Genomic DNA, 12,564 nt, shown 5'->3' with positions numbered 1-12,564 from the left:
GTCACTTCAGGACCGGGGTGTTCGTCTCGGAGGACAGCCACTTCGTCTGCAGGTCCCGCAGCGCGCCGTCGTCCTCGAGCGACTTGAGTGCCTTGTCGACCTTCGGCGTCAGCTTCGAGTCCTTCGGCAGGACGATGCCGAACTGGTCGCCGGTGCCGTCGGCCGGGAACTGCGCCGACACCGTGCCGCCCTTCACCTGCGAGGCGGAGATGAAGAACGCCGTCGGCAGGTCCGTGACGATCGCGTCGATCTGGCCGGACTGCAGCGCCAGGACGGCGTCGTCGTTCGAGTTGAAGACCTGCGGGGTGACGCCGAGCACGTCCTTGACGCTCTGGATGCTCGTCGATCCGGCCGCGACGCCGATGGTGTCCTTCTTCAGTGCGGCGACGGTGGTGTCACCGGCGGCGGCGGACGACTTCTTCGTCACGACCGCCTGCGTGGTCGTGTAGTACGCGGACGACATGTCCACGGCCTTCTTGCGCTTGGCGTTGATCGAGAACTGCTGCAGGTTCAGGTCCCAGTCCTTCGCACCCGGCGCGATGGCGCTGTCGAAGGTGCTGCGCTTCCAGACCACGTCGCCCTTGCTGTAGCCCATCTCCTTCGCGACGGCGTACGCCAGGGCGGCCTCGAAGCCCTTGCCGGACTGCGGCTCGTCGTCCTCGACCCAGGGCGAGTACGCGGGCTGGCCGGTGGCGATCGTGAGCTTGCCGTCGGTCACGGTGCCGGCGGCGCTGTCACCACCACCGGACGAGCAGCCGGCGAGGGCGGTCGCGGCGACGAGGGCCGTGGCGAGGGCGATGGTCAGGCGGAGGGGACGGGTCACGGTCTGGCCTTCGTCAGGGGGAACAGGGCAGGTCGAAGTGTACTTCGATGTGGGATACCAACGCGAAGCGGATGACGCGGCGCGACGGCCGGTGCCGGCCGCGCGCCGGTGCCGGTGCCAGCCGCGCGCCGGCTCAGTCGGCGAGGGTGAAGTCCTCGAACGAGAACCCGGGCGACACCAGGCAGCTGAGGAGCACCTCGCCCTCGTGCGGGATCGTCCGCTGCCAGACACCACCGCGGACGAACGCCTGCGCGTCGTTGACCCGGTCGCGACCGGCGTCCGGCCCGAGCGTGATCCGTGCACCCGGTTCCGGCTGGTCGCCCGACCCGCCGAGTTCGAGCTCCACGGCGTCCGGTCCGTGCCACATCCAGATCTCGTCGCTCGTGACCCGGTGCCAGGCCGAGGCCTCGCCCGGGGGCAGCAGGAAGTGGATGAGGGTCGCGGCGGGACGCTCCCCCGCCGGCGTCTGCACGGTCGCCGGCGAGGTCCAGGTCCGGACGTACCAGCCGCCCTCGGGGTGCGGCTCCATGCCGAGTGCGCGGGCCCGGGACGGGACGTCGAGCCACTCGACGAGTTCGCCGGAGACGGTCCGTCGTGCGGCCATGCCGGGTCGGGGTGCGGTGTCGGTCATCGGGACTCCTTGCTGGGGGTGACGAGAGGTGTGGTCGTGGGTGCCGCGGTGCCGGGCATCACCCGGGCGGCGTCGGCGGTCCGGACGACCCCGCGGATCACGGTCGCCGCGGCACGTCCACCGCCGTCCTCGACGAGTTCGGCGAGCGCGTCGGGCACCGTCCGCGAGTCGACGTCGAACACGGCGAGGTCCGCGCGGGCGCCGACGGCCAGGTGTCCGATCCGGTCGGGTCCGACGGCCAGGCCCATCGCGTGCGCCCCGCCGAGGGTCGCCGCGGCGAGCAGCCGTTCGTGCAGGTCCCGGCCGGTGTAGCCCTGGGCGCGGGCGATCCGGTGCAGTGCGGTGACGTCGGCCATCGGGTCGAGGGACGGTGATGACGACAGCGAGTCGGTGCCGACGGCGATCGGGCTGCCCTCCCGCAGGTAGTCGGCGACGGGCGGCGGGTCGAGACCGATGACGGCGTTCGAGCGTGGGCAGAGTGCGACGGCGGTGCCGCGGGCCCGGAGCAGTGCCCGGTCGGCGGCGGTCATGTAGACACCGTGTGCGATGTGGCAGTCCGGGCCGAGGACGCCGAGCCGGTCGACGAACGACGTCGCACTCGCGCCGAACCCGAGGGCGCGCATGGCCCGGAAGGACGGCACGTTCGCCAGGTGCCAGTCCGCGCCGTGGCCGACGCCGGCGACGCCGTCCAGCCCGGGGATCGGCTCGACGGCGGTGCGCTCCCCCTCGAACGCCGCTTCGCCGAGGTGCAGGTGCAGCCGCAGTCCCCGCTGCCGGACGATGTCGGGCAGCTCGAGCAGCGGTGCCACGTCGAGCGAGTAGGGCGCGTGCGGTGAGAGTCCGGCGCCGGGGGTGGTCGGGATGCGGGCGAGTTCGTCGAGGACCTGGTCGCGCCCGTGCTGCTGCCAGGCGGCGTTCTCCCAGTCCATGACCTCCCAGTAGGCGATGCCGCCGAGGCCGGCGTCCTGCAGCGCGGTCGCCGCCTCGAGGTCGGTGACGACGTCGGCGATGCTCGTCACCCCGGCGGCGATGGACTGCACGGCGCCGGCCGCGGCCTCGGCCCGCCAGTCGTGCGACTCGGCGTAGACGGTGTTGAACGCGGACGCCCAGTCCTCGAACCCGGCGTACTGCCCCTGCCCGACCCTGGCCATGCCGGTGTACTGGAGGTGCGAGTGCGCGTTGACGAGTCCGGGCAGCAGGGCGCCGCGCCACCGCCGTTCGGTGAACGGGCTGCCGTCGAGCTGGTCCACCACCCACGAGCGTTCGCCGACGTGCAGGATCCGGCCGTCGCGCACGGCCACGGCACCGTCGGCGATCGGGGGCGCGGTCATCGGCACGACGACCCGCGCCGAGTGCACGGTCGTCGCCGAGCCCGTCGGCATCGGCGCGCTCACGCCGGGTCCCCGAACCGTCGCGTGCGGACGTCCGGTTCCCGCTCCGCGGGCTGCGCGGCTGGCCAGGTCGTGCCGACCGGCGGGCCGGGAGGCTCGACCACCGTCCCGAACGCGGCGAGCGCCGCGCGGGCAGTCACCGCGTCCACCTCGGGGTCGATCGACACGACGGCGCGCTCGAGCTCGTCCCCGCGCTCGACGAGCATCCGCACCGCCCCGAGCTGCGCCGCGAAGGACAGGTCCATGATCTCGATCGGGTTGCCCTCGGCAGCGGTGATGTTGATGCAGCCCCCGCCGTCGAGCAGGAGCACGTCCGGCCCGTCCGGGATGGTCACGCGTTCGACCCTGCGCCCGATCGTCGTGCGGACGGCTCCGGCGGCGAGCGCGTCGTCGACGGCGACCTCCTGGTCCACCCCACCGGCGACCGCGACCACCGTTCCGGCAGCGCAGGCCCGCAGCACGGCGAGGCTGATCGTGTCCGGCACCCCGGAGGCGCTCATCACCAGGTCGGCGGTGCGGACGGCCTCGGTGAGCGGGGCGACGGCGTACCCGGCGAACAGGGCCTGCAGCGCCCGGACCGGGTCGGGGTCCGCGACGGTGACGCGGAAGCCGAGGGCGCGGAGCACCAGGGCGACCCCTTCGCCGACGTGACCGAACCCGGCGACGACGGCCGAGCCTCCCCCCACCGGCGCGGCCGAGGGGTCGTCGAGGCCGTCGAGCAGGTCCAGCGCGGCGAACACGGTCGACTGCCCGGTGCCGTACCGGTTGTCGAAGAACGTCTTGGTGCGGGCGTCGTTCACGGCGACGACCGGGATCCCGAGCTGCCCGCGCGCGGCCATGACCCGCAGGGGGCGGAGGCCGCTCGTGGTCTCCTCGGCGGCCCCGAGCATCGTCGGCAGCAGGTCCGGGCGGTCCTGGTGCACGAGCCGGATGACGTGCGACCCGTCGTCGACGAGCACGTGCGGCCGGGTGTCGAGCATCGCGAGCGCCAGGTCCCGCTGTTCCGGCACGGTGGCCGTACTGCCGGCGTGCACCGGGATGCCCGTGCGGCGGAGGACGTCCGCGACGGCGTCGTCGGTCTCGTCCGCGTGGGCGTAGACGACGACCTCGGCGCCGGCGTCCTGCAGCAGCAGGGCGAGCACCGCGGTCTTCGGTTCGAGGAACAGGCTGACGCCGATGCGGGTTCCGCGGAGCAGGCTGCCCTGCCGGAGCTCGTCGGCGACCGCTCGCGAGACCGGCATCGAGCGACGTGCCCAGCGGATCCGGGCCTCGGCGGCGGGGTAGTCCTCGGCGTCCCGGCCGGTGGAGACGAGGAACACGTCGTCGGAGGTCGTCGGCACGCCGAGCACCCCGGGTCGGGCGAGCGTCGTCGGGCCGAAGGCGTCCTCGTCGACGGCGGGGACGTGGCGGCCAGCGTCGACCACGAGCAACGTCGACCCGCGCGGGCGGTCGGCGGTGGCCTGCTCGACGGCGGCGACGGACTGGTCGGGCGTGCCGAGACACCAGAGCTGGTCGACGTGCGTCCCGTCCTCGGCCGGCCGGGCGCCGAGGCCCGTCAGCAGGTCGTGCAGGACAGCGGCCTCGCGGGGGTCACCGCCGACGACGCGGAAACGCCGGGCGGCGAGCAGCATGTTCGTCACCCGGGCGGTGTGCCGGACGGCGGCTGAGGCCCAGGCCAGCAGGGCCGGGTCGGCGCGGGCGGTCGGGTCGGCGCGCGGCATGCGCCCATCGTAGGGCGCTCGAAGCGGTGCGACTCGGCGCTGAGCGGCCCTCGGCGCAGCGGATGCGGCGGCGGCGACCCGGTCACCGGGAATAGCGGAGGCGCGGCGGACGTAGTGACCGACATGACTGACGAGACGTTCGACAAGGTGACCATGTTCGGCGCGGACTGGTGCCGCGACTGCCGTCGATCCAAGGCGCTGCTCGACCGCCTGGGCGTGGACTACGAGTACGTCGACGTCGAGGCCGACCTGTCGGCGGCCGACCGGGCCGAGGCGATCAGCGGCCGCAAGAACATCCCCGTCGTCGTGCTGCCCAACGGCAAGCACTTCGTCGAGCCGTCCGACGCCGAACTGCAGGGTGAGCTGGAGTCCTCGGGCGCGCTCTGACGCACGACCGGGCCGCACGACCGGGCCGCACGTTCGGGCGCACCGCGCTGACCGGTATCCGACGTTCCTGGTGACACGCTGAGTCGATCCGGTGTTCAATCGGGCACCGGCCCTGAGCTCGGTGATCCGCCGCTGCCTCGGACCGGCCGCAGAACAAGGAGAACACCATGGGCGTACTCGGCCTCATCATCAGCCTGATCATCATCGGCCTCATCGCCGGTGCACTCGCCCGACTGATCGTCCCCGGCAAGCAGAGCATGTCGGTCCTGATGACCATCGTCCTCGGCATCGTCGGCTCGTTCGTGGGCGGCCTGCTCGGCTTCCTCATCTTCCAGCACGACGTCACGGACGGCTTCTTCCAGCCGGCCGGCATCATCGGCTCGGTCATCGGCGCCATCATCGTGCTGTTCCTCTACACGCGCTTCGCGGGTCGCGGTGCGAACCGTCGCTGACCAGCGACGTCTGGTCGGCGCCTGAGGCGTCGACCACGGACGGGAGGCCCGGTACCAGCTGGTACCGGGCCTCCCGTCGTTCCGGTACCAGCGCGTCCCCCGTCGTCCGGATGCTGCGCAGCACGCGGCGCGTACCGTCCACGTCATGACTGACGAGAACGACACCCGTCGCCCGGAGCAGGACGCAGCGCGCCTCGGCCTGGTCGTGGTCGGCGAGGCCTCGGCTCTGCAGTCCGGTGACGAGGAAGCGCTGAACGCGAGCGAGGCGAACATCCGTGATGCGGTGGACGAGCTGGTCGACGAGCCGCTCACCCCGCGTCAGGAGGAGGTCGTCGCGCGGCTCGCGCAGGCCGGCGGCACCCTGACGGCCGGCCTCAGCGGCGCGCTGGCGGCCCAGACCGGGCACCCGGTCGAGGACGTCCTCGAGGGCGCCGCCCGCAGCATCGTCTGGCAGGAGCGTCTCGCCAGCGAGGGCCTGGAACGCCAGGACGGCAGCCGACAGGAAGACGGGCGTCAGGACGCCGGGCACCCGGACTCCGGCAACCCGGATCCCGACCGTGACGGGCGCAGCGACCGCGACCAGGGCTGATCCGCCGACGGACGGGAGGCTCCCCACCGGTCCGGTGGGGAGCCTCCCGTCCGTCGGTCAGCCGACGGTCACGCCGTCGGGCGCCACCACTCGTCGAACGGCGTCGCCGGCACCTGGCGCTTGTGCTCGGTCGCGCGGTAGCGGGTCTCGATCGCCTCGGCGACCTCGACCGGCACGTCGTGGCCCTGCAGGTAGGCGTCGAGCTCGGCGTACGTCAGGCCGAGGTTCGCCTCGTCCGTCTGGCCGGGCAGGTCGTCGAGCAGGTCCGCGGTCGGGGCCTTCTCGTACAGGCGGGCCGGAGCGCCGAGGTGTTCGAGGAGCTGGCGGCCCTGGCTCTTCGTCAGGCCGGTCAGCGGGGTGAGGTCGACGCCGCCGTCACCGTACTTCGTGAAGAAGCCGGTCACCGCCTCGGCCGCGTGGTCCGTGCCGACGACCAGGTAGCCGCGCTGCCCGGCCACGGCGTACTGGGCGACCATCCGCATCCGGGCCTTGACGTTGCCCTTGACGAAGTCGCTCAGCGGCACCCCGGCGTCCGTCGTGTCCTGGACGACCCCGTCGACCCCGTGCTCGATGTTGACGACGATGCCCGGGTCGGCGGCGATGAACTGCAGCGCGAGCTGCGCGTCATCCTCGTCGGCCTGCACGCGGTACGGCATCCGGACCGTGGTGAACTCGGCCGCGTGACCGTCCGCGCGGAGCGACTCGATCGCGAGCTGCGTGAGCCGACCGGCAAGGGTGGAGTCCTGCCCGCCACTGACGGCGAGGACGTACCCCTTCGCGCCGGTGGTCAGCAGGTAGTCGCGCAGGAAGCCCACGCGCCGGGCGACCTCCTGCTCGGGGTCGATGGTCGGCTGGACGTTGAGGTCCGCGGCGATGGCGGCTTGGAGTTCTCGCACTCCCCCAGTATCCGCCCGGACCGCCGTCGTGCGCACGGGTTCTCGGCACCTGCTCGGATCGGATCAGGGCGCCGGCGACGGGGACGCGGTCACTGCTGCTGGACGGAGAAGACGTTGCCGGCCGGGTCCGTGAACCAGGCGATGTCCGGCCCCATGTCCTTCGACCGGCCGCGGAGGACCTGCCGCTCGTCCGCCCACTGCCCGCCGTCCGTCGGGTGGACGCCGAGCGCGGCCAGGTCGTCGAGGGCCGTGTCGATGTCGTCCACGACGAAGTTCAGCACCGTGAACGCCGCCGGGGTGTGGTCGGGCTTGCCGTAGACCAGGACGTGGACGTCGGAGCCGGGCAACCGGAGCTGCATCATCTGGCCGGCGACGAGGACCCGGACGTCGATGCCGAGGACGCCGGCGTAGAAGGCCACGGCGGCGTCGACGTCGTCCACGCTGAATCCGCTGTAGGCGCTGGTGGGCTGGAACACGGGGGCCTCCTCGTCCGGGTGCAGCAAGTGTGCACCCGCGGGCCTTCCACGTCGATTGTGCCCCTGGAGGGACTCGAACCCCCAACCCTTTCCTTAGGACGGAACTGCTCTTCCATTGAGCTACAGAGGCCGGCCCGACCACTCTAGCGGGAGCAGGGAGACGACGGACGGGAGGCCCGTGGCGACACCGCCACGGGCCTCCCGTCCGTCCGGGGCGCGTCGGGTCAGGCGCCCGCCTGCCGGAACGGGTCGAGGAACCCGACCACCTCGGCGACGTACCGCTCCGGCTGCTCGACCGGCGCGAAGTGCCCGCCCCGGGACGCTTCGGACAGCGAGACCAGGTTCGTCGTCCGCTCGAGCCACTCCCGCGGCGGCCGCACCAGGTCGACCGGGAACAGCGTGAAGCCGGAAGGCACCTCCACCCGCCGGGCCTGCTCACTCCGGGGCACTGCGGCGTTCGCGTGGTACATCCGCATCGACGACGCGATCGTGCCGGTGACCCAGTACTCGGTCAGCAGCGCACAGACGTCGTCGCGGGACCAGACCGACCACAGGTCACCGTCGCAGTCGCTCCAGGACCGCAGCTTCTCGACGATCCACGCCGCCAGACCGGCCGGTGAGTCGGTCAGCCCGACCGCCGCGGTCTGGGGCTTCGTCCGGTGCATCGCGGCGTACGCGCCCTCGTCCGTCCGCCACTGCTCGGTGGCCGCCAGGAAGTCCCGTTCGGCTGCCGACAGCTCGGCGGGGTCGCCCTCGTACACGGGCATGCCGGCGTCCATCCGGTGCACTGCGACGACCCGGTCGGGGTGGTCGATCGCGAGCCACCGGGCGACCCCGCTGCCGATGTCCCCACCGGCGACGGCGAACCGGTCGTACCCGAGCCGGGTCATGAGGTCCGCCCAGAGACCGGCGACGTCACGGGAGTCGAGCAGCGACGACGGTGTCGCCGAGAACCCGTACCCGGGCATGTCCGGCACGACGACGTCGAACCCGGCGGCAACCAGGTCGGGCAGCGCGCGGCGGTAGCGCCAGCCGGAGTCCGGCCAACCGTGCGCCAGCAGCAGCGGCAGGGCGTCCTCGCGGTCGGCGCGCTGGTGCAGCAGGTGCACGTCGATGCCGCCGACGTCGGCCCGTCGGCTGGGGAGCGCGTCGAGGGCCGCGCGGTGTACCCCGAAGTCGAACGTGTCCGCCCACCAGGTCACGAGCTCCCGGAGTTCGTCGACGTCGACACCGAGCGACCAGCCGGTCCCGGCGGGCGCGTCCGGCCAGCGGGTCGCCCGGAGCCGTGCTCGGAGGTCCTCGATGGTGGCGTCGTCGAACCGTGCGCTCTCGCTCATGCGCGCACGCTACCGGCGACGACCGACGCGCCCGTGGTCAGCGGAGGATGCCCAGGCTCCTGGCCTCGGACACCGCGGCGGTCCGGGAACTCACGCCGAGCTTCGAGAACACGTGCACCAGGTGCGACTTCACGGTGGCGTCGGTGATGTGCAGACGTGCCGCGACGTCACCGTTCGACGCGCCACCGGCAACGAGTTGCAGCACCTCGATCTCCCGCGCGGACAGGCTCACCCGCGGTGCCCGCATCCGCGCCAGCAGCCGACCGGCGATCGCCGGTGCGAGGGCGCTCTCGCCGGCGGCGGCGGCGCGCACCGCGGCGAGGAGCTCCTCCGGCGGCGCGTCCTTGAGGAGGTACCCGCTGGCGCCGGCCTCGACCGCGCTCAGGATGTCCCCGTCGCTGTCGTAGTTGGTGAGGACCAGGACGTACGGCGGCGCGTCCGCTGCGCGGATCGCCCGCGTGGCGTCGGCGCCGGAGCGGCCCCCGCCGAACTGCAGGTCCATCAGCACCAGGTCGGGGTCCGTGGACGCGGCGAGGACGACGGCCTCGTCCGCGGTGGCGGCCTCGCCGACGACCGCGATGCCGTCGTCGTGGTCGAGGAGTGCCCGGAGTCCGGCGCGGACGACCGGGTGGTCGTCGGCGATGACGACCCGGATCACGTGGAGCACCGGTCCACGACCACGGTGACGGTGGTGCCCCGGCTGGGTGCGCTGTCGACCGTGAGCCCGCCGCCGAGCTGCTCGACGCGCTCGGCCATCGCGCGGAGGCCGAACGAGTCGGACGTGCCGGTGTCGACGCCGACGAGGTCCGGGTCGAACCCGATGCCGTCGTCGTGCACCACCAGGGTCGCGTCCGTCGCGGAGACGGTGAGGCCGATGTCGACCGTCGTGGCCGCGGCGTGCTGCGCGACGTTCGCCACGGCCCCCTGCGCGATGCGGAGCAGGGCCGTCTGGACGTCCATCGTCAGGTCGGCGCTCCCGGCCGGCACGGTGACCTCGATGCGGAGTCCCTCACGGTGCCACTGCTGGCTGAGCCGCCGGAGCGCTGCGGCGAGGCCGGCGTCGAGGGACGGCGGAGCGAGTTCCCGGATGAACCGGCGGGTGTCGGCGAGGCCGTCGGCCGCGGTGGACCGGGCGAGGCGGATGTGGTCGATGCCCGGCCGGTCGCCGTCGGCGGCTTCGGCCGCGTGGAGCAGCATCTGGATGCTCGACAGGCCCTGCGCGACGGTGTCGTGGATCTCGCGGGCGAGACGGGCACGTTCGGTGAGGACGCCCTGCTGCCGTTCCGTCGCGGCGAGCAGGTCACGGGTCGCGAGCAGTTCCGCCACGAGCGCCTCCCGTTCGACGGCCTCACGGGCGAGTGCCCGGTAGCCGAGGCCGATGAGCAGTGCCACGCCGGCGCCGACCAGGGGGCCGATCACCCCGCCGACCGTGAAGCCGCCGTGCACGCCGAGGGCGACGACCGCGATCGCCGTCGCCACCACGACGGCGGCCGGCCCGACGATCCGGGGCAGGACGTGCAGGTAGAGGAAGAACAGCGGGAACACCAGGTACGCCGCCTCCGGCACGAGGACGAGCAGCGCGACCCACACCGCGGTCAGCCCCGTGATCCACAGCGCTCCCACGAGTGCTCGGCGTGGTCCCCGCACGGTGGCGACCCGGGCGCCGAGCAGGTAGAGGACCGCGAACAGTGCGGCCAGACCGGACTCCGCCCACACGGTGTCGTCCTGCACCACGACGACCCGGACGACGACGAGTGCGAGGAGCGCGGCGAACAGGACGTGCAGTCCGGTGCGCAGCCCGACGAACACGGGCGTGAGGGTGCTGTGAGCCATGTCCGTTGCAGCGTACGGCCGGCCGGGACGCAGCGGATCAACCAGAAGTCGTACCCGAGGAGTCGACCTCTCCTCGATGGCACCGTGGCGCGCCCTGGCGAAGCTGGTCGGGACGACGGGGAACGCCCTCGACGTCGGGAAGGAACCATCGTGTTCGTCGCTTGGCGTGACCTCCGGTCCGCCCGTGGCCGGTTCGTGCTCATCGGGTCCGTCGTGGCCTTGATCACCCTGCTGGTCGGTTTCCTCGCCGGCCTGACCGGTGGTCTCGCCACCCAGGACGTGTCCGCCGTCCTCGGTCTCCCCGGGGACCGGCTCGTGCTCCAGCAGCCGACGGACGGCAAGCCGTCGTTCTCGGAGTCCTCGATCGGCACGTCGACCGTGGCCGCGTGGCGGGACACCGCCGGCGTCGAGGACGTCACCCCGGTCGGGATCGCCCAGGGGCGTGCGACGGCCCAGGGGCGTGCGACGGCCCAGGGGCGTGCGACGTCCCAGGGACGCGCGACGGGTGCGCGGGGCTCGTCGGCGGTCGCCGTCGCCCTCTTCGGTGTCCCGCACGGCGCCCCGAGGTCCACGACCACCGACCTGGCCCCGACGACCGACGACACGGTCGGGCTGTCCTCGGGTGCAGCGGCCGCCCTCCACGTCGCCGTCGGGGACCGCGTCACGATCGCCGGGACCGCCTACCGGGTCGCGACCGTCGGCGGTGACGCCTGGTACAGCCACACCCCCGTCGTCGCGCTCACCCCCGACGCGTGGGCGCAGGCCGACCGCCGACTGGGCGGCGACGGCGCTCCCACCGTGCTCGCCGTGTCGGGCACGCCGGACTGGACCGCCGCGGCGGCCCGCACCCACACGGCGGCCGCATCACCGCTGATGAGCCTGCCCGCCCTGCAGACGTTCACGTCCGAGGTCGGCTCGCTCGGCCTGATGATCGTCATGCTCTTCGGCGTCTCCGCCCTCGTCGTGGGCGCGTTCTTCACCGTCTGGACCATGCAGCGTTCGGGCGACATCGCCGTCCTCAAGGCGCTCGGGGCCTCCGACGCATCCCTCGTCCGCGACGCACTCGGTCAGGCACTCGTCGTCCTTGTCGTCGGCATCGGTGTCGGCATCGGCCTGGTGTCCGTCCTCGGCGCGGTCGCCGGCGGGGTCCTGCCGTTCCTGCTCAGCCCGCTCACCACCGTCCTCCCGGCGACCGTGATGGTCGTCCTCGGACTCGCCGGCGCTGCCGTCGCGCTCCGCACCGTCACCCGCGCCGACCCCCTCACCGCCCTCGGGAGCAACCGATGATCCGACTCGACGACGTCACCCTCACCTTCCCGGACGGCGACGCCCGCATCACCGCGGTCGACCACGTGTCGCTGGAGGCCCCGGCCGGCGTCGTCACCGGCGTCACGGGGCCCTCCGGCTCCGGGAAGTCCTCCCTGCTCGCCGTGGCCGCGACCCTGATCCGGCCCGACTCCGGGCACGTCTGGATCGACGACGTCGACGCCGCCACGCTGACACGGAACGCGGCGACTGCCCTGCGTCGGGACCACATCGGGATCGTCTTCCAACAGTCGAACCTCGTGCCCGCCCTGACCGCCCGCGAACAGCTCCTCGTGATGGCCGAGCTCGGTGGCGGCGGGCACCGGCGCCGGGCCGCGGTCCGTCGCCACGCGGACGAGCTGCTCGACGCGGTCGGACTCGCCCAGCACGGTGGGAAACGTCCCGCACAGCTGTCCGGCGGCCAGCGGCAACGCGTCGCCATCGCCCGGGCGCTGGTGAACGACCCGTCCGTCCTGCTCGTCGACGAACCGACCAGCGCACTCGACCAGGAGCGCGGGGCAGCGGTCATGGCGCTCGTCGCAGAGCTCACCCACGAACGGCGCACCGCGACCGTGCTCGTCACGCACGACCTCGTCCACCGCGGTGCACTCGACCGCCTGGTCACCCTCGTCGACGGCAGGATCACCGACGGCGGCCGGCCCGTGCCGGGTCCGGTCGAGGCGACCGTCTCGCGTTGAGTCGGACGGGAGGCCCGTGGTCACC

14 protein-coding genes and 1 tRNA gene are annotated in these 12,564 nt (G+C 73.1%); 5 read left to right on the top strand and 10 right to left on the bottom strand.

All coding sequences use genetic code 11. The features are described from left to right. Position 1: 1 nt before the first annotated feature. The 4 genes from JOD51_RS02620 to JOD51_RS02605 form a co-directional block, all read right to left on the bottom strand. Positions 2–823 carry an ABC transporter substrate-binding protein gene (locus JOD51_RS02620; RefSeq protein WP_204606916.1) on the bottom strand — a complete coding sequence of 274 codons (822 nt, stop codon included), beginning with the start codon at positions 821–823 and terminating at the stop codon, positions 2–4. A gap of 133 nt (positions 824–956) precedes the next feature. Beyond that, on the bottom strand, positions 957–1,454 hold the full coding sequence (locus tag JOD51_RS02615) for a cupin domain-containing protein (protein ID WP_239539751.1): 498 nt from the start codon (positions 1,452–1,454) through the stop codon (positions 957–959). Continuing rightward, positions 1,451–2,848 (bottom strand): amidohydrolase family protein, encoded by a 1,398-nt coding sequence (locus tag JOD51_RS02610; protein ID WP_372377538.1) that lies wholly within the window; start codon positions 2,846–2,848, stop codon positions 1,451–1,453. Before JOD51_RS02610 ends, JOD51_RS02615 begins: the two co-directional genes overlap by 4 nt. After that, on the bottom strand, positions 2,845–4,566 hold the full coding sequence (locus tag JOD51_RS02605; RefSeq protein ID WP_204606915.1) for an adenosylhomocysteinase: 1,722 nt from the start codon (positions 4,564–4,566) through the stop codon (positions 2,845–2,847). The genes JOD51_RS02610 and JOD51_RS02605 overlap by 4 nt, the downstream gene beginning before the upstream one ends. Before the next feature lie 123 nt (positions 4,567–4,689). On the opposite strand from JOD51_RS02605, the gene JOD51_RS02600 reads away from it, so the two are divergent. The 3 genes from JOD51_RS02600 (at position 4,690) to JOD51_RS02590 (ending at position 5,994) form a co-directional block, all read left to right on the top strand. After that, entirely contained in the window at positions 4,690–4,953 is a 264-nt protein-coding gene (locus tag JOD51_RS02600) for a glutaredoxin family protein (RefSeq protein WP_204606914.1), read from the top strand. 167 nt (positions 4,954–5,120) lie between these two features. Further along, the gene (locus JOD51_RS02595) at positions 5,121–5,405 is read left to right on the top strand and encodes a GlsB/YeaQ/YmgE family stress response membrane protein (protein ID WP_204606913.1); all 285 of its coding nucleotides are present in this window, start codon (positions 5,121–5,123) and stop codon (positions 5,403–5,405) included. Between the two features lie 145 nt (positions 5,406–5,550). After that, positions 5,551–5,994, top strand: coding sequence for a hypothetical protein (locus JOD51_RS02590; RefSeq protein ID WP_204606912.1), 444 nt, complete (start codon positions 5,551–5,553; stop codon positions 5,992–5,994). A 68-nt stretch (positions 5,995–6,062) separates the two neighbouring features. Here the strand turns inward: JOD51_RS02590 and nadE are convergent, their stop codons facing one another. The 6 genes from nadE to JOD51_RS02560 all read right to left on the bottom strand — a co-directional run bounded on the left by nadE (position 6,063) and on the right by JOD51_RS02560 (position 10,536). Further along, complete coding sequence (gene nadE, locus JOD51_RS02585) at positions 6,063–6,890, bottom strand: NAD(+) synthase (protein ID WP_204606911.1); 828 nt, start codon at positions 6,888–6,890, stop codon at positions 6,063–6,065. Positions 6,891–6,979: 89 nt separating this feature from the next. Further along, a complete protein-coding gene (locus JOD51_RS02580; protein WP_204606910.1) occupies positions 6,980–7,366 on the bottom strand; it encodes a VOC family protein in 387 nt (128 codons plus the stop codon). A 58-nt stretch (positions 7,367–7,424) separates the two neighbouring features. Next, a tRNA-Arg gene (locus tag JOD51_RS02575) sits at positions 7,425–7,496 on the bottom strand. Between the two features lie 94 nt (positions 7,497–7,590). Continuing rightward, entirely contained in the window at positions 7,591–8,703 is a 1,113-nt protein-coding gene (locus JOD51_RS02570) for an epoxide hydrolase family protein (RefSeq protein WP_204606909.1), read from the bottom strand. A 37-nt stretch (positions 8,704–8,740) separates the two neighbouring features. Beyond that, positions 8,741–9,361: a response regulator gene (locus tag JOD51_RS02565; RefSeq protein ID WP_204610707.1), complete on the bottom strand. Its 621-nt coding sequence runs from the start codon at positions 9,359–9,361 to the stop codon at positions 8,741–8,743. Continuing rightward, positions 9,358–10,536, bottom strand: a complete 1,179-nt coding sequence (locus JOD51_RS02560; RefSeq protein ID WP_204606908.1) for a sensor histidine kinase — start codon at positions 10,534–10,536, stop codon at positions 9,358–9,360. The genes JOD51_RS02565 and JOD51_RS02560 overlap by 4 nt, the downstream gene beginning before the upstream one ends. Before the next feature lie 150 nt (positions 10,537–10,686). Here JOD51_RS02560 and JOD51_RS02555 point away from each other — a divergent pair, with 150 nt between their 5' ends. Beyond that, the gene (locus JOD51_RS02555; RefSeq protein ID WP_204606907.1) at positions 10,687–11,823 is read left to right on the top strand and encodes an ABC transporter permease; all 1,137 of its coding nucleotides are present in this window, start codon (positions 10,687–10,689) and stop codon (positions 11,821–11,823) included. Beyond that, positions 11,820–12,539, top strand: coding sequence for an ABC transporter ATP-binding protein (locus JOD51_RS02550; RefSeq protein WP_204606906.1), 720 nt, complete (start codon positions 11,820–11,822; stop codon positions 12,537–12,539). Before JOD51_RS02555 ends, JOD51_RS02550 begins: the two co-directional genes overlap by 4 nt. Positions 12,540–12,564 lie beyond the last annotated feature (25 nt).

This window comes from Curtobacterium herbarum (assembly GCF_016907335.1).
GTDB classification, from domain to species: domain Bacteria; phylum Actinomycetota; class Actinomycetes; order Actinomycetales; family Microbacteriaceae; genus Curtobacterium; species Curtobacterium herbarum.
Note: the sequence above shows the minus strand (reverse complement) of the source record. Positions and strands in the feature narration are given on the sequence as shown.

Excerpts from the sequence above, each read along its gene's own strand:
- JOD51_RS02595 (WP_204606913.1), top strand. The coding sequence starts at position 5,121 with ATGGGCGTACTCGGCCTCATCATCAGCCTGATCATCATCGGCCTCATC.
- JOD51_RS02605 (WP_204606915.1), bottom strand. The coding sequence starts at position 4,566 with ATGCCGCGCGCCGACCCGACCGCCCGCGCCGACCCGGCCCTGCTGGCC.
- JOD51_RS02600 (WP_204606914.1), top strand. The coding sequence starts at position 4,690 with ATGACTGACGAGACGTTCGACAAGGTGACCATGTTCGGCGCGGACTGG.
- JOD51_RS02570 (WP_204606909.1), bottom strand. The coding sequence starts at position 8,703 with ATGAGCGAGAGCGCACGGTTCGACGACGCCACCATCGAGGACCTCCGA.
- JOD51_RS02615 (WP_239539751.1), bottom strand. The coding sequence starts at position 1,454 with ATGACCGACACCGCACCCCGACCCGGCATGGCCGCACGACGGACCGTC.
- JOD51_RS02550 (WP_204606906.1), top strand. The coding sequence starts at position 11,820 with ATGATCCGACTCGACGACGTCACCCTCACCTTCCCGGACGGCGACGCC.
- JOD51_RS02590 (WP_204606912.1), top strand. The coding sequence starts at position 5,551 with ATGACTGACGAGAACGACACCCGTCGCCCGGAGCAGGACGCAGCGCGC.
- JOD51_RS02560 (WP_204606908.1), bottom strand. The coding sequence starts at position 10,536 with ATGGCTCACAGCACCCTCACGCCCGTGTTCGTCGGGCTGCGCACCGGA.